Source organism: Micromonospora sp. WMMD737 (assembly GCF_049179055.1).
Classification (GTDB): domain Bacteria; phylum Actinomycetota; class Actinomycetes; order Mycobacteriales; family Micromonosporaceae; genus Micromonospora; species Micromonospora reichwaldensis.
This window is the reverse complement of the sequence record NZ_JBMHMH010000001.1, coordinates 2624105-2641634: the sequence shown is the minus strand read 5'-3', so window position 1 is coordinate 2641634 and position 17530 is coordinate 2624105. Positions and strand designations below refer to the sequence as shown.

Sequence of the window (17530 nt, the reverse complement as noted above, 5' to 3'; positions counted from 1 at the left end):
TCACATCGGGTTCCAGCCGTCGGTGCCGGCCAGGTACCGCTGCGGTGTGTAGCTCGCGGCCTGCGCGTCGGTGAGCTGGGGACGGTTGCTGTTGATCACCGCGCCGGATCCGGTGTTCCGGTACTCCCGGAACCGGGCGTTCTGCCAGGTGGAGTCGCCCATGTTGGTCCACGGCTGGGAGTTCTTGATCGTCGAGCCCAGGTTCGACTCGCGGTACAGGACCTGGGCGCCCTGCCGCCACGGTCGGCCGAGGTTGGTGTTGTTGCTCCCGGTGCCCGTGATCGTCGACCGGTAGAAGAGGAAGCCGTAGGCCTTCTCGACGGGCGTGCTGGCCGCGGTGATGGTGCCGCCGGTGGAGCGCTTCTCGTGGACCGTGGAGCGGTCGATGACGATCGTGCCGCCACCGAAGATGAAGTCGACGGTCCCCTCGACGTAGGAGTTGACCATGTACGCCCGCGTCCGATCGTTGACCAGGAACGTGTCCTGGTCACCGAGGAGCCGGACGTTGCGCAGCACCGCACGGTCCGCGTTGAGGTGCAACGCGACGGCCTGGTGACCGCTGCTGGTCGAGTTCTCGTCGAAGTCGTTGGAGATCGTCAGGTTCTCGGCGACGAAGTTGGCCCCGTCGACGAACATGCTCGCGCTGCCGGAGGTGCCGTGGCTGTTGGCGGAGTTGTTGTAGACCAGCACCGTGTTCGACGGGCCGGATCCCAGGCCCCGCAGGGTGATGTGCGGCTTGTTCGAGGGCACCCGGACGACCTGCCGGTAGCTGCCCGGCTTGATGGTGATCGTCACCCGCTGGGTGTTGTTGGTCGGCACGGCGTCGATCGCGGCCTGGACCGTGCGGTACCGGCCGGTGCCGTCCGCCGCCACCGTCGGGGTTTCGCCTGGCGGCGGGGTGGTGGGCGGCGGGGTGGAGCCGACGGGGTTGAACCGCCACTGCATCCGGGAGATGTCCGAGCAGGGCTCCTGCACGATCGGGTTGCCACCGGAGGTGGACCCGTCCTTGTTGCTGACACACAGCCCACTGGACGCACTACGGATCAGGTAGCGGTCCGTGGAAGCGGTGGACGCGGTGAACGTCCACGTCTGGTTGGGCTGCGCATGGCAACCCCACTGCCACAACTGCTCACCCGATACCGTCGACGAGTACGGCACGTCGACACACTTACCGCTGTTGCCGTTGACCAGACCGAACCCACCGCTCTGCGCCACCACCCGGAACTGCTGCGCACCGACAGCCGGATCACACGCGATCTGACCCAACAACCCTCCATTGGCCGTCGACGCACCGATGACGTTCACGCACTTGCCACTCGACGCACTCGCCAACGTGTAGACACCGTTGCTGACCGGCGCCGCCGCCGACGAGGCCGACGGGATGCTCAGGATGCCCGCGACGGTGACCGGCACCGCGCCGAGCTCGGCCAGTCGAAGCCACGTCCTTGTCCGCTGCATGTTGTCGCTTCCCTACCTTCTCTGTCCCTGTTCGGCGGCTGTCCACTGCGCCCGCGTCCGTGCTTTCACGCGGGCTGCCTCCATGGATCGGGATCACCGCACGGATGGTCGTGGCGCGAGTGCGCTGCCCAGGCGACACCCCCACCACGGAAGTGGCGACCACATCGCGTGGGTGCGCTGCCCGGACAGCACCCACGGCCGTGGCGTCGAACAGGAGATGCCGCAGCCGGCCGTTCGACAACGAAAAGTCAGAGAAATGTTTCCGGACGGTCACGTGACGGTGCGCCACGAACCCCTGCTGGGCGGCGGGCTTCCGGACGATCTCCAGGGTGGTGCGCAGCACGTCACGGGCCCGGTCGACCAGACGGCCGGCGAACACGTCCGGGATCGGGGTCGCCGCGTACGTGGCGAGCACCCATCCCGGGCAGACGTCAGTGAGAGCGGACCGGCACCCAGTCCGTGAACCGCCTGTGCAGGTCCCCCGACTGCGCGCCGGGGTAGTGCTGCGCGAACTGGTCGGCGGCGGCTTCCTCGCGCAGCGTCACGAGGTGGAGCATGAGCCCCGGCATGTCGCCCCGGTACCTCGCGAGGAGCAGCAGCTTCGCCGGGGAACAGGGCCAGGCGATCCCGCAGGCCCGGCAGCGCCACGTCGGGCGGGACGGTACGTGGTCGCGGACGGGCGTCCTCACCTGCTGGTCCTCGCGTTGCGCCGGGCCGGAGCGCGCCGCTGCGCCGAGGGCGCCTGAGTGGGGCGCATCCCGTCGGGCCGCACGTACAACTCGCGTTGCTCGACTGCGTCGCCGCGCGCGTCGAGCTGGTACACCTCGATCCACGTCCAGCCGTGGTAGGTGACGAGGTCGGTGCGCTCGCGGATCACCCGCACGGTGATCGGCGTGGCGAACTGCGGCGACGCCTCGCGCGTCAGCAGGTACACGCCGGGGCTGACCCGGGGCGTCCCGTCCTCGCGGGTGCTGGCCGTCGCGGCGGCGGGGCGCGTCGCCCAGCGCGACGCCGGTACGGCATTCGCGGGCCTCGGCACGGGCACGGACGCCTCCTTCCATCGGTGAGGGGGAACGGGGGTCGCTGCGGATGCTCGCCAGCAGCGACCCCCGTGACGTGCGCGCCCACAGGGTCGGGGGGACCGATTCCACCGGGCGCGCCGTCCTCCTTCCACCCTGGAAGCACGGCCCCTAGGCTCGGAACAGTCACCGCTCAATCGCGGAACGTAACGCGCGGTTTCGGGCGGGGAGAGAACGGTGCGGAGACTCGTGGAAGGGTGTGGAAGCCGTGGGAATCTCGCCGTCGGAGTACCTGCTTCGTGAGCTGAGGCGGCGCCGGATGGCCGCCGGGTTGACCCAGGGGCAGCTCGGTGAGCTGGTCTTCTGCTCGGACTCCCAGGTGAGCGCGATCGAGACCGGAACGAAGCCACCCACCCCGCCCTACCTGACGGCCGTCGACAGGGCGCTGGACACCGGCGGATACTTCACGACGCTCTGGAACGAACTGGTCAAGGGCGACGGCGCGCCGGTCTGGCTACGCGAGTGGATACAGATCGAGCGGGAGGCGACCGCCCTGCGCTGGTACGAGCACGCGTTCGTGCCGGGACTACTCCAGACCGAGGCGTACGCCCGAGCGACCTTCCGGGCGGCGCGGACGCCTGTCGCCGAGTTGGACCAGCGGATCGCGGCGCGGATGGAACGGCAGGCGGTGCTCGCCCGCCTGCCGAGCCCACAGCTCTTCGTGGTGCTCGACGAGATGGTCGTCCGGCGGGCGTGCGGCGGTCCCGACGTGATGGCCGAGCAGCTAGAACACCTGCTGACCTGCGCCGAACAGCCGCATATCCAGTTGCAGGTCGTGCCGCTGTCTGCTGGCATCTACTCAGGATTGGCCGGAGCCTTTATCCTGGCCGATCTTCCCGATGGCTCGCGGGCGGGCTGCGTGGACCACCAGTTGGAGTCACAGACCACCGGGCAGCCTGACGCGATTGCTCGCGTGGGGCTGGCGTGGGACGCTGTCCGAGGCGAAGCCCTCCCGCTCAGGCAATCACTCGACGTGCTCAAGGAAGCGGCGAAGACATGGACATCCTGACCGGTGCGCGGTGGCGTAAATCGTCCCGCTCGTCGACGAACGGCGGGACCTGCGTCGAGGTTGCCGACAACCTGCCCGGCGTCGTCGGCGTACGGGATTCGAAGGACCCGGCCGGTCCCGCGCTGGTCTTCACGCCGACCGCCTGGCGGGCCTTCGTCGCCCGGCTCACCGACCGCGCCTGACAGCCGGCTCGCCCGGGGCCTGTCCTGCCGCTCGTGTGGTGGTCGATCTTCGGCGATGTGCTGGTGGTGCGTCGTGGCGAACCACGGCACGCGCCCGTCCTCGTCGCCGCCGTCATTCGGCTTTCATGATCGACAAGGCGGCCCCTGGGCGGATTCGAGGACGAAGAAGAGGAAGCAGATGAAGGACCCGGAGTTCATGTCGGGTGGAAGCAGCTCGGCGGGAGTGTCCGGAGCAGGGGGCGGTTCGCTGATCGTCGCGATGCGGAACCCGGCGGCGGCGAAAGCATCCGCGATGGCGTGCAGCGGCCGGTGCCAGTAGGTCAGCCACACGGTCCGACCGCCCATGACGTAGTCCTCGGAGTACTTCGTCAGCGCGAAGTAGTCGGCCTTGGGGTACGCGATCGCATAGACGGCGGGGTGGATGACCGAGAGGATCAGGCGACCGCCCGGCTTCAGCACGCGACGCAGCTCGGCGAGGGGACCGGACCAGTCCTCCAGGTAGTGCAGGACCAGGGACGCGACGACGTCATCGAACTCGGCGTCCGCGAATGGCAGGGGCGCGCCCAGGTCCGCCACGTGCAGGTCGGCGTCTTCACCCAGCCTCTGGCGGGCCAGGTCGACCATGGCCGCACTCACGTCGAAGCCGGTGACCACGGCTCCCTTGGCGCGCAGCTCAGCTGACAACGGGCCGGAACCGCACCCCGCGTCGAGGATCCGGCGACCCCGCACGTCGCCGGCGAGACGGAGCATCTCAGGCCGCTCGTAGTACGCGTTGAAGAGGTTGGACTCGTTCTCCGCCGCATAGGCGTTCGCAAAGCTGTCGTAGTCACCTGTTGTCACCGTGACCCCATTCCCGTGAGAGGCGAGGATGCGCTCCTGCACACCGCGTGCGCCGTAGCTGCCAGCCGGGCGGTCAGGCGCGCTCGACGACGACCACCGGGATCTCCCGCTCGGTCTCCTGCTGGTAGCGGGCGTACGTCGGGAAGACCTCCGTCATCGCCTGCCACAGCCGGGGCCGCTCCTCGGCGGTGGCGGTGCGCGCCGTGCCCCGGAACTTCTCGGCCCCGACCTGCACCTCCACCTGCGGGTCGGCGCACAGGTTGAGATACCAGGCGGGGTGCCGTGCCGCCCCGCCGTTCGAGGCCACCAGCAGGTAGCGGTCGCCGTCGCGGCCGTAGATGAGCGCGGTGCGGCGCAGCGTGCCGGACCGGCGCCCCCGGGTGGTGATCAGCAGGCTGTCGTAGCCGTGGTACTTCCCGCCGTCGGCGCCGTCGGTCGCCAGGTAGCGTTGCACGTGGCTGGCCACCCACTCCACCGGACTGTCCTGAATGGTTTCCCCCATCGGCCCAGCCTAGCGGTCGCGCCGCGACGGCGAGGGCCCCGCGCCGGGACGGTCAGGGGTCCGTGAGCAGCAGCCAGTCGTCGTCGAGCGGGGCGACGGTCGTGCCCTCGGGCCAGGCGTGCGAGCCGGCGGCCGTCGCCCGCGCCTGGTCCACCAGGGGACGGCGGGCGAACGTCGCCCCGTCGAAGGTCACCGGGCCGTGGAAGCGGGCCCGGCCGAAGTTCGCCGCCCCCTCGAAGCGGGCCCGCTCGAACCAGGTCTGGTCGCCGAACTCGGTCCACCGGAACAGGGCCAGGTCCGCGAAGCGGGTCTGGCGGAACCCGGCGTAGCCGGTGAACGTGGCGTGGTCCATCGAGACCCCGCTCAGGAAGATCGCCTCGCGGAAGGTCGCGCTGTCGGTGAAGCGGGACGCGTCGAAGCTCGCCGTCCGGTGGAAGGTGACGCCCCGGAAGGAGGCCCGGGCGACGGTGGCGTGCCGGCACGACAGCCCGCCGGCGAGGTCGGCGCGGTCGAAGCTGACCCGACCGGCGATCCGGGCGCGGTCGAGGACGATCTCGGCGTCGCCGCGCAGGTCGTCGCAGGCCAGGTCCGCGAAGGTCGCGCCGAGGGAGAGCCGCCCGCGCACGGTCGCGCCGGCCAGGCTGGTGGTGCCGGCGCAGACCGCGCCCGTCAGGTCCGCGTCCTCCAGCGTGCAGCCGGCGGCGTCGAACCCGTCGAGCCGGGCGCCGGTCAGGTCCAGCCTGACCCCGGGCCAGTAGGCGTCGTCGTCCGCGCGCAGGTGCCGGGTCAGGACCCGCTGGGCGGTGCGGCGCACCTCCGCCTCGCGCGCGTCGTCCTCCGGCGCCGGCATCCGCAGGTACGCGCAGAGCACCGCCACGATCGTCTCCCGCTGGGCGGGATTGTCCTGCCCGAGCCGCTCCAGGGCGTGCAGGCCGCCCAGGCGTACGGCCGCGTTGTCGTTGCCGAGCAGGGCGACGGCGCTGGTGTACAGCTCGGTCAGCCGGCGCTCGGCGGCGTCGTGCTCGGCGGCCTCGGCCTGCCGTTCCTGGTGGTGCTGCCCGGCCTCGGCGACCGCCTCCGCGTGCGCCTGCACCCGTTCCCGGTGCGTCTGGTCCTGCGCGGCGACGGCCTCCTGGTGCCGCTGGGCGCGTTCGCCGATCCACTGTCGCCGGGCGGCCAGCAGCAGGGCGAGCCCGCCGCCGGTGCCGGCGACCACGGTCAGCCCGGTGCGGATGGCGTCGATGCGCAGCGTCGCGCGGGTGTCCGGCTGGGCGGCGCGGTCGGCCTCGCCGAGCAGCCAGTCGAGCACCAGCCAGCCGAGCAGCGCGGCGACCAGCAGCCCGACGAGCACCAGCCACCACGGCATCACCCGCAGCGGCTCTTCGCGGGGCGGTGTCGGGCGCACGGGTCACAGCATGCCACCGCGCCGGGGCCGACGCGGGGCACCGTCCCACCTGGACTCGCCGGGCGGGTACGTAGGCGATACGTGATCCGCTCCGTGTTGCGGTGACGGGCCGCGCGGGGTACTCCATGCGGTGACGATTGGTTGTGGGACCGGGCGACGACCCGGCGACGGTCGCGAAAGACGAGGATGACATGGAGTTTCTCGCCAGTCCCGAGCTGTGGATCGCGTTCGCGACGCTGCTCCTGCTGGAGATCGTGCTGGGCGTTGACAACGTGGTGTTCATCTCGATCCTGGCCGGGCGGCTGCCCGAGCACCAGCAGGCCCGCGCCCGCACGATCGGGCTCTCGCTGGCCCTGGTGACGCGGCTGATCCTGCTGGCGTCGCTGTCCTGGGTGATCGGGCTGACCGCACCGCTGTTCACTGTGCTGGGTCAGGAGATCTCCGGGCGGGACCTGATCCTGCTACTGGGCGGATTGTTCCTTCTGGGCAAGGCTACCTACGAGATCCACGAGCACCTGGAGGGGGAGGAGCACGCCAAGTCGGGCAAGGTCGCCTCGTTCGGCGCGGTGATCGCCCAGATCCTCGTCCTCGACGTGGTGTTCTCCCTCGACTCGGTGATCACCGCCGTCGGCATGGTCGACCAGCTGTTCATCATGGTCGCTGCGGTGATCATCGCCATGATCGTCATGTTGGTGTCGGCCGGCGCCATCAGCCGGTTCGTCAACGAGCACCCGACGGTGAAGATGCTGGCCCTGTCGTTCCTGCTGCTCATCGGGGCCAGCCTGGTCGCCGAGGGCTTCGACCAGCACATCCCGAAGGGCTACGTGTACGGTCCGATCGCCTTCTCGATCTTCGTCGAGTTCCTCAACCTGCGGGCCCGCAAGAAGCGCCAGGAGGCGAAGCCGGTGCACCTGCACCCGACGTACGTCAAGAACGGCCAGGCCCACCCTGAGCCGGAGTCGACGACGCCGGTCGGCTGACCGACGGGGCTCCGACGCCGCTCCCGCCCATCCGGGCGGGGGCGGCGTTCGTCGTGGGTGGACGGAGGGCGGGGGCGGCGCGGGATGTTTCGGGGGCCACGCGGGAGCTACCCGCGCGTAACTTTCCATTGACGTTTCCGGATTGTGGCGGGCATCATCGTGTCCACGATCGATCGGACCACCCCCGCCCCGCCCGGTGCCACCGGGTTCCTCCATGGGAGGTGCAGCTTTGCTGCTCCGAAAGATCGCCCCCGCCCTCGCCGTCACGGTCGCCGCCGTCCTCGCCGCCCCCGCCGCCGCCGTCGCGGCCCCCGACCGGCCCGCAGCCAGCGCAAGCGCCACCGCAGCCGTATCCGGGGAACGCGTCACCAGCACCGCCGCCGAGATCGCCGCCGCCGCGGCAGGTAACCCCGTCATCGTCGTCGGTGGCCTCAGCGGCATCGCCTCCGCGTACGAGCCGTTGGCCTCCCGGCTGCGCGTCGACGGGTACCGGGTCTGGGTCTACCAGCTGCCCAACCTCGGGCTCGGCGACATCCCCACCTCGGCCCGCGCGTTCAGCAGCTTCGTCGGGCAGGTCCGCGCGTCGACCGGCGCGGCCAAGGTCGACGTCGTCGCCCACTCCGAGGGCGGCCTGGTGTCCCGGTACTTCATCAAGAGCCTGGGCGGGACCAGCAGCGTCGACCGCTACGTCAGCCTCGGCACCCCGCAGTACGGCACGTACGTGGCCAACATCGTGAAGTTCCTCGGCCTGGGCAGCTGCGCCGGCATCGTCGCCTGCCAGCAGATGTCGATCGGCTCGTCGTTCCTCGCCGGCCTCAACGCAGGCGACGACACCCCCGGCACGGTCCGCTGGACGGCGGTGCGCACCCTCCAGGACGAGCTGGTGCGCCCCGTCGACAACGCCACACTGGCCGACGGAGTGACAAACGTGCTGATCCAGTCGGCGTGCCCCCTGCGGGTCGTCGGGCACCTCGGCCTGGTGCTCGACGGCACCACCTACACGGTGATCCGGCAGGCTTTGCGCGATCAGCCGATCCGCCCCAACTGCTTCGCCCTGTAGCGCTCGCGTGGGGCGGCCGGCCGTGTGCCGCCCGCCCCGCGCGCCGCGTCAGGCCGCCTTGGCCAGGGCCGCGTACTCGTCGTCGGTCAGCCGCACCCCGGCGGCGGCCACGTTCTCCTCCAGGTGCGCCACCGACGACGTGCCCGGGATCGGCAGCATCACCGGCGACCGGCGCAGCAGCCAGGCGAGCGCGAGCTGGGCGGGCGTCGCGCCGTGCCCGGTGCTGATCGCGTCCAGCGGACCGCCCGGCCGCGCCAGGTTGCCGGTGGCGATCGGGAACCAGGGGATGAACGCGAGGTCGTTGCGCTCGCAGTGCTCCAGGACGGCCTCCGCGCTGCGGTCCGCCAGGTTGTAGAGGTTCTGCACCGATACGATCGGGGTGACGGCGCGGGCCGCCTCGATCTGCTCGACGGTCACCTCGGACAGGCCGATGTGCCGGATCTTGCCCTCCTGCTTGAGCAGCGCCAGCTCCCCGAGCTGGTCGGCGAGCGGCACCTGCGGGTCGATCCGGTGCAGCTGGTAGAGCCCGATGGCCTCCAGGCCGAGGTGCCGCAGGCTCAGCTCGCACTGCTGGCGCAGGTACTCCGGGCGCCCCACCGGACGCCAGTCGCCCGGGCCGGAGCGGGTCAGGCCGGCCTTGGTCGCGATGACCAGGTCGTCGGCGTACGGGTGCAGGGCCTCCCGGATCAGCAGCTCGCTGACGAAGGGCCCGTAGGAGTCGGCCGTGTCGATGAACGTCACGCCCAGCTCGTACGCCCGTCGCAGCACCCGCACGGCCTCGGCCGGGTCCTTCGGGTCGCCCCACACGCCGGGGCCGGTGAGCTGCATCGCCCCGTAGCCGAGCCGGTCGACCTGGAGGTCGCCCCCGATCCGGTACGTCCCCGAGGCCTTCGCGGGCTGCTTGCCGGCGTCATTCGCCATGCGTGGATTCCCCATCCTGTTCGTCCGTCTCCAGCGGCCAATCTAGCCACCACAGGTGGGGCTTTCCCGCCGATCGTCGCCCGCACCACCACTGGGGCGGATCGAGACCGGGATCACCCGCCGTCCGGTCGGATGTGCACCGGGGTCGGCACGTGGTCGAGGTGCACGTTGCGGAAGGCCCGGGTCAGCGGGCACGGGTCCAGCCCCAGCGCGTCGAGGATCGTCCGGTGCCGGCGCTCGGCGAACAGCCGGGGCGCGTCGCCGAGCGGCACCTCCCCGCGCAGCGCCGCGCCGAGCGCGGAGACGTCGACCGCGCCGACGCCCAGCGGCGCGAACACGGTCGGGTCGTCCCCGCTCGGGCCGGGCGGCGGTGGGGCGTCCAGTGGGTAGATCGTGCCGTCGAAGCCGGCGAGGACCTCGTTGTCGTCGTCGTCCCAGAATTCCGTCACCCAGCCCCGGTCGGAGAGGTACCGGTGCGCCTCGTGGCCGTCGACGTGCAGGGTGGCCGTCATGACGTCGGAGTCGAAGACGTCGAAGGTGACCGCCGGCTCGCGCGTGAGCAGGGTGATCAGCTGCGCCAGGTCGTCGACCTCGGCGTAGCCGCTCTCCTCCTCCTCGCGGGGGACGACCGCCCACCGGCGCTCGCCGACCTGCGTCACGTACGCCTCGGTGCCGACGTCGGTCAGCACCCTTCGGATCTCCGCCAGCCCGCCCACGGCCAGGATCGTCTGATAACTCGTGCCCACGCCGGCAGCGTAGGACGGGGGTCGGACAGCGCCCGGCCGCCGCGTTCCGTGTGCACCGCACGCGCTCTGCCCCGCGCCGCCGGTACCCTGCCCGCCGCGTCCGCTGGGCTGCGGAAACGGCGCGAGTGGGCTGCAACCGGGCCGGGTGGCCAGCGAAGTTGACCGGAGCGCCCGTGCCGGCCGGCTGCCCGTGCGACGCTGGGCCGTGCCGGCTCGACGTCGACCCCGGGCGTACGCCCCGCCGGTCGACCGAGCGCACGTCGCCGCGTGCGGCGCGACGCGGGAGGGGAGCGCCATGACGGGAGTGCCGCAGGTCGACTTCGCGCTCGACACGTACGAGTGCATCGTGCTGTATCCCGGCGCGGCCGGGCGGGCGCTGCCTGCGGAGACGGTGCAGCGGTTGCAGGCCGAGCACCTGGCGCACATGCAGGCCCTGCAACGGCGGGGGATCATCCTGGTCGCCGGCTCGGTGGACGGCCCGGCCCGCGAACCGGACCCGCCGATCGGCTTCGGCCTGGCCCGCACCGGCTCCGTGGACGACGTGCGCAGTGTGATGGAGGCCGACCCGGCCGTCCAGGCGGGGCTCTACCGGGTGGACGTGCTGACCTTCCTCTGCCCGGAGGGCTCGCTGGAGTTCCCGCTGGTCAAGACGCAGAGCTGAGCCGCTGGGCGGCCAGGACGCGGAACCGGCGGCGCGGCCGGGCGCACCCGTGCGCGAAGCCGTCCGCTGGCACGCCGTCGAGCCGCGTGGACGGGCAGACGCCACACCACCACCCCCTGCCGCGACAGTCACACAGGGTGGGCAGCCTCAGCCGCTCCACCCTCCCGCCGCTTCCCCTTTGCTCTGCAGCTACATAGGCACCAGACACGTTGCGTAAGCGGTGCGTATGTGGCTGCAGAGCAAAGGGGGCAGGAGGGGTGGGTGACGCGATCGAGGCATTCCACAAAGCCGCTGTCCAGGGGCGCCTGTCGGCGGCGGGTGGGCGAAAGGGTGCGCTACGCGGCCGGCGGATGGTTACGCAGAGCAACTTCGAGGCCGCAGCAGGAGGCGATTACCGGACGTTACCGAAGCTGCCCGGGTTGGGACGCTCGCATCGGGGTGTCCGGTTGCCCGGTGCCCGGGTGCGCGCGGCGCTCCTCCACCGTCCAGCGTGACGCGGTCCGTGGCGGATCCCGGCCATCGCGCGCGTCGATCGGGCGGCGACGAGTGGGCGGCTGCTTCCCGTCGCCGGCCGATCGGCGGGGAGCACCCGGCTGTCCGTTCGCGCCGGGGGCGTACGATTTCCCGCGCGCGGTCGCCGATGCCCGCCGCCTCAACGTTCCGGCGTGGGTTCCGCCCGCCGGCTGCGCGCGTGACGCGCGTCGTTGGACAATGTTCCGCAGTCCGCAAGGGGTCGGCCCACAGCCAGACCCGGAGGAGAGACTAGCCTGATGGGCGTGACACGCCGCGCGAAGATCGTCTGCACTCTTGGTCCTGCCACCTCGTCGCCGGAGCGCATCCGGGGCCTCGTCGAGGCCGGCATGAACGTGGCGAGACTCAACTTCAGCCACGGCAGCCACGAGGATCACGAGGCGGTGTACCGGCTGGTCCGCGAGGCCGCGGAAGCCGCCGGACGGCCGGTGGCCGTGCTCGCCGACCTCCAGGGCCCGAAGATCCGGCTCGGCCGGTTCGCCGACGGCCCGCACGAGTGGCGCACCGGCGACTCGGTCGTCATCACCGGTGACGACGTCCTCGGCACCAAGGAGCGGGTCTCCTGCACCTACCGCAAGCTTCCGCAGGAGGTCAAGCCCGGCGACCGGCTGCTGATCGACGACGGCCGGGTCGCCGTCGAGGTCACCGACGTCAGCGGCAACGACATCCGCTGCCTGGTCACCGAGGGCGGCCCGGTCTCCAACAACAAGGGCGTCTCGCTGCCGAACGTGGCGGTCAGCGTGCCGGCGATGTCCGACAAGGACGCCGAGGACCTGCGTTTCGCCCTCGGCCTGGGCGTCGACCTGATCGCGCTTTCCTTCGTCCGCTCGGCGGACGACATCAAGCTGGTGCACGGCATCATGGCCGAGGAGGGCGTGCACCGGCCGGTGCTGGCCAAGGTGGAGAAGCCCGAGGCGGTCGACTGCCTGGAGCAGATCGTGCTGGCCTTCGACGGCGTCATGGTCGCCCGCGGCGACCTCGGCGTGGAGCTGCCGCTCGACCAGGTGCCCCTGGTGCAGAAGCGCGCCGTGCAGCTCTGCCGGGAGAACGCCAAGCCGGTCATCGTGGCCACCCAGATGCTCGACTCGATGATCGAGAACTCCCGGCCGACCCGCGCCGAGGCCTCCGACGTCGCCAACGCCGTGCTCGACGGCGCGGACGCGGTGATGCTCTCCGGCGAGACCAGCGTCGGCAAGTACCCGGTGCTCACCGTCAGCACCATGGCGAAGATCATCACCACCACCGAGGCCGGCTCGATCGGCGTGCCGCGCCTCCAGCACGACCCCCGTACGCACGGTGGCGCGCTCACCGTCGCCGCCTCCTCGATCGCCCGGGCCATCGGCGCGAAGGCGATGGTCGCCTTCTCGCAGACCGGCGACACCGTCAAGCGGCTCTCCCGGCTGCACTGCGACCTGCCGCTGCTGGCCTTCACCCCGGTGCCCGAGGTGCGCAACCAGCTCGCCCTCTGCTGGGGCGTGGAGACGTTCCTGATGCCGTTCGTCGAGCACACCGACGACATGTTCCGCCAGGTCGACCAGGCGCTGCTCGGGCTCGACCGGGGCAACCCCGGCGACTACGTGGTCATCGTCGCCGGCAGCCCGCCCGGCACCCCCGGCTCGACCAACACGCTGCGCGTACACCAGCTCGGATCGCTGGTCGACGCGGCGTCGGCGCGGGCCTTGCAGTGAGCGACGCGGACGTCGCGGTCGGGCAGGCCGCGGTCGACCAGCTCCTGGAGGTGCTCGACCTGGAGCACACCGGCGGGATGACCTTCCGGGGGATGAGCCCCCCGGTCGGTCCCCAGCGGGTGTACGGCGGCCAGGTCGCCGGCCAGGCGCTGGTCGCCGCCGGACGCACCGTCGACCCGGCCCGCTTCGTGCACTCCCTGCACGGCTACTTCGTGCGGCCCGGCGACCCGGCCGAGCCGATCGTCTACGAGGTGGAGAACGTCCGCGACGGCCGCTCCTTCTCGGTGCGCCGCTCGGTGGCGCTCCAGCACGACAAGCCGATCTTCTTCATGTCGGCGTCCTTCCAGCGGACGGAGGAGGGCCTGGACCACCAGGCTCCCACCCCGCCCGACGTGCCGGGGCCGGACGAGGTCCCGACGATGGCCGACCGGCTCGCCCGCTACCCGGAGCGGCTCGGCATCTGGGCGCAGATCCCGCGCCCGATCGACGTCCGCTACGTCGGCGAGCCCGGCTGGGTACGCCCCGGCGACCGCCCCGCCGACCCCCACCAGCGGGTCTGGATGCGCATCGACGGCAAGCTGCCCGAGGATCCGCTGCTGCACGCCTGCGCGCTCACGTACGCCTCCGACCTGACGCTGCTCGACTCGGTGCTCTCCGTGCACGGCGAGGTCTGGGGCCCGGGCGGCGTGGTCGGGGCCAGCCTCGACCACGCGCTCTGGTTCCACCGGCCGTTCCGCGCCGACGAGTGGTTCCTCTACGACTGTTGGAGCCCGTCGGCCTCCGGCGCCCGGGGGCTCGCCACCGGCCGCATGTTCACCACCGACGGGCACCACATCGCCAGCGCCGTGCAGGAGGGACTGCTGCGCCGCGTCGGCGACTGACCGTCCGACGGCGGGGTGCGACCTCGGGCCGCTGCTGGCCGTCGTGAAGCGGCCCGGTCCCGTCGGGTGCTCGCGGCCCGGTTCCGTCGGGTGCTGGCCGTCGTGGCGCGGCCCGGTTCCGTCGGGTTCGCCACCAGGGGCGTCTCCGACGCTGCCGGCGCATCGCTGCTGGCCGATCGGTCGAGGGGTGATCGTCCGCGCGGGTCGGTCAGGCGACTAACCTTGCCGCATGCGCCTCTCCGCCCGGGTCGACTACGCCCTCCGCGCGGTCGCCGAGCTCGCCTCGGTGACCGCCGACGCCGGGCCCGGGCGAAGCCGGCCCGTGACCGCCGACCAGATCGCCCGCGCCCAGGAGATCCCGCCGAAGTTCCTGGAGAGCATCCTGCTGCAACTGCGCCGGGGCGGCATCGTCCAGGCCCAGCGCGGCCCGGAGGGCGGCTACTGGCTGGCGCGACCGGCCGGGGAGATCTCGCTGGCCGAGGTGATCCGGGTGATCGACGGCCCGCTCGCGCACGTGCGCGGGCAGCGGCCCGAGGAACTCGGCTACCACGGGGCGGCGCGGGCCCTCCAGGAGGTCTGGATCGCCCTGCGGGCCAGCGAACGCGAGATCCTGGAACTGGTCACCGTCGCCGACGTGGCCGGCGGCACCCTGCCGGGCCGGGTCGTCGAGCTGGCCGCCGACCCCCGCGCCTGGACCTGACCCGCGCCGCTTCCGGATCGCGCTCGTCGTCGCCCGGCCGGGCGCGTCTGTCGTCTCACTGACCGGTTGGAGGCTTGACCGGGGCACGCCCCGTGCCGCATTGTCGACCAAGTCGATAGGAGATGCCGAAAAGTCAGGGGGCGCTCGTGCGCAAGCTGCTGGTCCTCGCGCTGGTCGGGCTCGCCGCGCAACTCGTCGACGGCGCGCTCGGCATGGCGTACGGGCTGACCTCCTCCACGTTGCTGCTGCTCGTCGGGGTGGCACCGGCCGCCGCGTCGGCGTCCGTGCACCTGGCCGAGATCGGCACCACGCTCGCCGCCGGGGTGTCGCACTGGCGGTTCGGCAACGTCGACTGGCGGGTGGTCGGCCGGATCGCCCTGCCCGGTGCCGTGGGTGCGTTCGCCGGCGCGACCTTCCTCAGCTCGATCTCCACCGAGTCGGCCGCCCCGTGGATGGCCGGCATCCTGTTCACCCTCGGGGCGTACCTGCTGGTGCGCTTCTCCCGGCCGCTGCGCACCGATCGGCGCGGCGGCCGGCTGCGCAGCCGCTTCCTCGGCCCGCTCGGCCTGGTGGCCGGCTTCGTCGACGCCACCGGCGGAGGCGGGTGGGGCCCGGTCGCCACGCCGGCCCTGCTGGTCAGCGGGCGGATGGAGCCGCGCAAGGTGATCGGCTCGGTGGACACGTCCGAGTTCGTGGTCGCCGGCGCCGCCAGCCTCGGCTTCCTGATCGGCCTCGGCTCCGAGGGCTTCCTGCTGCCCATGGTGGCCGCGCTGCTCATCGGCGGTCTGATCGCCGCGCCGATCGCGGCCTGGCTGGTGCGCATCGTCCCCGCCCAACTGCTCGGCGCGGCGATCGGCGGCGTGATCGTGCTGACCAACGCCCGTACGCTGATGCGCTCGGCCGACCTCGGCGGCCCGGCCCGGCCGGCCGTCTACGCGCTGCTGGCCGTCGCCTGGGCCGCCGCCCTGGCACTGGCCGTACGGGCGCTGCTGCGCACCCGCCGCCAGCGCGCCGTCGCCGCCACCGCCCTCGCGGCCGGCCCCACGCTCCCGTTGGCCGAGCGCCCGTTCTCGGCCGACGCCCCCTCGACGGAGTCCCCGGCCGGGGACCCTCTCCCGACCGTGGCGGCGGTCCCCTCGCTCAACAACCGCTGACCCTCGCCCCGACGCCGCCCCGCATCCGCACCCACAGCACCCGCACCGGGCGGTCAGCGGGGGAGGAGGGCGGTCGCGGCCTCGGTGAGGAGGGTCCACGCCTCGTCGACGTGGACCTCGGTGCTCTGCGGGGAGCCGACGGCCAGGCGCAGCGTGTAGCGGCCGTTCACCCGGGTGTGCGTCAGGTGCACCCGGCCCGTGGCGTTCACCCGGGCCAGCAGCTCCGCGTTGACCTCGTCGTCCGCCGCCAGCCGGAAGCACACCAGCGAGTACGGGTGCGCCCCCACCAGCGCGAACCGGTCGTCGGCGCGGACCCGGTCGGCGAACCGGGCGGCGAGCGCCACGCCGGAGCGGATGTGCGCGCGCAGCCCCTCGGCGCCGTACCAGCGCAGCACGAACCAGAGCTTCAGCGCCCGGAACCGGCGGCCCAGCGGCACCTGCCAGTCCCGGTAGTCGATCACCGCGCCGGACTCGGTGGCGGCGTTGCGCAGGTATTCCGGCAGCACGCTGAGCGCCTCGATCAGCTCCGCCGTGTCGGCCACCCAGAACGCGTCGCAGTCGAAGCCGGTGAGCAGCCACTTGTGCGGGTCGAAGCAGTACGAGTCGGCGTACTCCAGGCCGGCGTGCCCGAACCGCAGCTCCGGGCAGACCGCCGCCGCTCCCGCGTACGCGGCGTCGACGTGCAGGAAGACCCCGTACTCGGCGCAGATCGCGCCGATCTGCGGCAGCGGGTCGATCGCGGTCGTGGAGGTGGTGCCGACGGTGGCCACCACGATCGCCGGCACGACTCCGGCCGCCAGGTCCGCCTCGATCGCCGCGCGCAGTGCCGCCGGGGACATCGCCTGCGTCTCGGGGTCGACCTCGACCGGCCGTACGCCGTCGGCGCCCAGCCCGGCGATCCGGGCGGCCTTCTCGATGGACGAGTGGCCCTGGGTGGAGGCGTAGGCGCGGTAGCGACGGTCGACGCCGACCTCGCGCCACCGGCCGCCGCCGGCGCGGTGCAGCGCGACCAGGGTCGCCACCAGCGTCGCCGAGGACGCCGAGTCCTGGATCACCCCGCCGCCCCCGGAGCCGGAGCGGAACCGCTTCGGCAGGTCCAGCAGGTCGGCGAGCCAGTCCAGCAGCACCGTCTCCAGCTCGGTGCACGCCGGCCCGGTCGCCCAGAGCATCCCCTGCACGCCCAGCCCGGCGCTGACCAGGTCGCCGAGCACGCTGGGCCCCGAGGTGTTGGCCGGGAAGTAGCCGAAGAAACCCGGGTGCTGCCAGTGCGTCAGCCCCGGCGTGATCAGGGTGTCCAGGTCGGCCAGGACGGCCTCCACCGGCTCGCCGTGCTCCGGCGGGCCGGCGGGCAGCCGGGCGGCCACCGTCCCGGGCGGGTCCTGCGAGGTCACCGGACGCTGCTCCAGCGTCGCCCAGTAGTCGGCGATCCAGTCCACCACGGCGTGCCCGGCGCGTCGGAACTCGTCCGGGGTCATGTGCTCAGCCACGCCCTGAGTCGATCAAGAATCCGGGCCGGGGGCAAGGGAAGTGGCTGGTGCCCCCCGCCACGGGGGACACCCGAAGCAGGGCGGCGGGGGGACGGATTGTCCGCTGAAAGCGCTTGCCCTAGCATCGCAGGTGCGCGGAGCCACCCCTCGACGCCGCCCGCCGGAGCACCGACGCCGCACCGACGGCGCCGGGGTGCCGACACCGGAGCGGCGGCGACGACACCGACGCCGCACCGACGGCATCGG

At 72.4% G+C, this 17530-nt stretch carries 18 protein-coding genes; 9 read left to right on the top strand and 9 right to left on the bottom strand.

The window, feature by feature from the left end; all coding sequences use genetic code 11:
* The 3 genes from ACN27A_RS10535 to ACN27A_RS10525 form a co-directional block, all read right to left on the bottom strand.
* Positions 1-1458, bottom strand: a complete 1458-nt coding sequence (locus ACN27A_RS10535) for a pectinesterase family protein (RefSeq protein ID WP_421451988.1) — start codon at positions 1456-1458, stop codon at positions 1-3.
* A 431-nt stretch (positions 1459-1889) separates the two neighbouring features.
* Positions 1890-2147 (bottom strand): flavin reductase, encoded by a 258-nt coding sequence (locus ACN27A_RS10530; RefSeq protein ID WP_421451987.1) that lies wholly within the window; start codon positions 2145-2147, stop codon positions 1890-1892.
* Positions 2144-2503 carry a hypothetical protein gene (locus ACN27A_RS10525; protein ID WP_421451985.1) on the bottom strand — a complete coding sequence of 120 codons (360 nt, stop codon included), beginning with the start codon at positions 2501-2503 and terminating at the stop codon, positions 2144-2146. Before ACN27A_RS10525 ends, ACN27A_RS10530 begins: the two co-directional genes overlap by 4 nt.
* 233 nt (positions 2504-2736) lie before the next feature.
* Between ACN27A_RS10525 and ACN27A_RS10520 the strand changes: the two genes are divergently transcribed.
* Positions 2737-3546: a helix-turn-helix domain-containing protein gene (locus ACN27A_RS10520; RefSeq protein WP_421451983.1), complete on the top strand. Its 810-nt coding sequence runs from the start codon at positions 2737-2739 to the stop codon at positions 3544-3546.
* The gene (locus ACN27A_RS10515) at positions 3534-3728 is read left to right on the top strand and encodes a DUF397 domain-containing protein (RefSeq protein ID WP_421451981.1); all 195 of its coding nucleotides are present in this window, start codon (positions 3534-3536) and stop codon (positions 3726-3728) included. Before ACN27A_RS10520 ends, ACN27A_RS10515 begins: the two co-directional genes overlap by 13 nt.
* Positions 3729-3851: 123 nt before the next feature.
* Here the strand turns inward: ACN27A_RS10515 and ACN27A_RS10510 are convergent, their stop codons facing one another.
* The 3 genes from ACN27A_RS10510 to ACN27A_RS10500 form a co-directional block, all read right to left on the bottom strand.
* On the bottom strand, positions 3852-4568 hold the full coding sequence (locus tag ACN27A_RS10510; RefSeq protein WP_421451978.1) for a class I SAM-dependent methyltransferase: 717 nt from the start codon (positions 4566-4568) through the stop codon (positions 3852-3854).
* Positions 4569-4641: 73 nt separating this feature from the next.
* The gene (locus tag ACN27A_RS10505; protein WP_421451976.1) at positions 4642-5070 is read right to left on the bottom strand and encodes a nitroreductase family deazaflavin-dependent oxidoreductase; all 429 of its coding nucleotides are present in this window, start codon (positions 5068-5070) and stop codon (positions 4642-4644) included.
* A gap of 52 nt (positions 5071-5122) precedes the next feature.
* On the bottom strand, positions 5123-6475 hold the full coding sequence (locus ACN27A_RS10500) for a pentapeptide repeat-containing protein (RefSeq protein ID WP_421451973.1): 1353 nt from the start codon (positions 6473-6475) through the stop codon (positions 5123-5125).
* Between the two features lie 191 nt (positions 6476-6666).
* On the opposite strand from ACN27A_RS10500, the gene ACN27A_RS10495 reads away from it, so the two are divergent.
* Together ACN27A_RS10495 and ACN27A_RS10490 are read left to right on the top strand one after the other, a co-directional pair.
* Positions 6667-7455 carry a TerC family protein gene (locus ACN27A_RS10495; protein WP_421451970.1) on the top strand — a complete coding sequence of 263 codons (789 nt, stop codon included), beginning with the start codon at positions 6667-6669 and terminating at the stop codon, positions 7453-7455.
* 229 nt (positions 7456-7684) lie between these two features.
* Positions 7685-8515 (top strand): alpha/beta fold hydrolase, encoded by an 831-nt coding sequence (locus tag ACN27A_RS10490; RefSeq protein WP_421451969.1) that lies wholly within the window; start codon positions 7685-7687, stop codon positions 8513-8515.
* 48 nt (positions 8516-8563) lie between these two features.
* Here the strand turns inward: ACN27A_RS10490 and ACN27A_RS10485 are convergent, their stop codons facing one another.
* Together ACN27A_RS10485 and ACN27A_RS10480 are read right to left on the bottom strand one after the other, a co-directional pair.
* Positions 8564-9436, bottom strand: coding sequence for an aldo/keto reductase (locus ACN27A_RS10485; RefSeq protein WP_421451966.1), 873 nt, complete (start codon positions 9434-9436; stop codon positions 8564-8566).
* A 113-nt stretch (positions 9437-9549) separates the two neighbouring features.
* Positions 9550-10182, bottom strand: a complete 633-nt coding sequence (locus tag ACN27A_RS10480; protein WP_421451963.1) for a hypothetical protein — start codon at positions 10180-10182, stop codon at positions 9550-9552.
* Positions 10183-10477: 295 nt separating this feature from the next.
* On the opposite strand from ACN27A_RS10480, the gene ACN27A_RS10475 reads away from it, so the two are divergent.
* The 5 genes from ACN27A_RS10475 (at position 10478) to ACN27A_RS10455 (ending at position 15797) form a co-directional block, all read left to right on the top strand.
* A complete protein-coding gene (locus ACN27A_RS10475) occupies positions 10478-10843 on the top strand; it encodes a YciI family protein (protein WP_151456957.1) in 366 nt (121 codons plus the stop codon).
* A gap of 770 nt (positions 10844-11613) precedes the next feature.
* The gene (pyk, locus tag ACN27A_RS10470) at positions 11614-13062 is read left to right on the top strand and encodes a pyruvate kinase (protein ID WP_421451960.1); all 1449 of its coding nucleotides are present in this window, start codon (positions 11614-11616) and stop codon (positions 13060-13062) included.
* Positions 13059-13943, top strand: a complete 885-nt coding sequence (locus ACN27A_RS10465; protein ID WP_132236419.1) for an acyl-CoA thioesterase — start codon at positions 13059-13061, stop codon at positions 13941-13943. Before pyk ends, ACN27A_RS10465 begins: the two co-directional genes overlap by 4 nt.
* A 229-nt stretch (positions 13944-14172) precedes the next feature.
* Positions 14173-14643 carry an Rrf2 family transcriptional regulator gene (locus ACN27A_RS10460; RefSeq protein ID WP_311413602.1) on the top strand — a complete coding sequence of 157 codons (471 nt, stop codon included), beginning with the start codon at positions 14173-14175 and terminating at the stop codon, positions 14641-14643.
* Between the two features lie 146 nt (positions 14644-14789).
* Positions 14790-15797, top strand: coding sequence for a sulfite exporter TauE/SafE family protein (locus ACN27A_RS10455; RefSeq protein WP_421458428.1), 1008 nt, complete (start codon positions 14790-14792; stop codon positions 15795-15797).
* Between the two features lie 53 nt (positions 15798-15850).
* Here the strand turns inward: ACN27A_RS10455 and ACN27A_RS10450 are convergent, their stop codons facing one another.
* On the bottom strand, positions 15851-17284 hold the full coding sequence (locus tag ACN27A_RS10450) for a pyridoxal-dependent decarboxylase (RefSeq protein WP_421451957.1): 1434 nt from the start codon (positions 17282-17284) through the stop codon (positions 15851-15853).
* Positions 17285-17530 lie beyond the last annotated feature (246 nt).

Coding starts and splice junctions, on each gene's coding strand:
- ACN27A_RS10535 (WP_421451988.1), bottom strand. CDS start 1,458: ATGCAGCGGACAAGGACGTGGCTTCGACTGGCCGAGCTCGGCGCGGTG.
- ACN27A_RS10515 (WP_421451981.1), top strand. CDS start 3,534: ATGGACATCCTGACCGGTGCGCGGTGGCGTAAATCGTCCCGCTCGTCG.
- ACN27A_RS10505 (WP_421451976.1), bottom strand. CDS start 5,070: ATGGGGGAAACCATTCAGGACAGTCCGGTGGAGTGGGTGGCCAGCCAC.
- ACN27A_RS10495 (WP_421451970.1), top strand. CDS start 6,667: ATGGAGTTTCTCGCCAGTCCCGAGCTGTGGATCGCGTTCGCGACGCTG.
- ACN27A_RS10485 (WP_421451966.1), bottom strand. CDS start 9,436: ATGGCGAATGACGCCGGCAAGCAGCCCGCGAAGGCCTCGGGGACGTAC.
- ACN27A_RS10475 (WP_151456957.1), top strand. CDS start 10,478: ATGACGGGAGTGCCGCAGGTCGACTTCGCGCTCGACACGTACGAGTGC.
- pyk (WP_421451960.1), top strand. CDS start 11,614: ATGGGCGTGACACGCCGCGCGAAGATCGTCTGCACTCTTGGTCCTGCC.
- ACN27A_RS10460 (WP_311413602.1), top strand. CDS start 14,173: ATGCGCCTCTCCGCCCGGGTCGACTACGCCCTCCGCGCGGTCGCCGAG.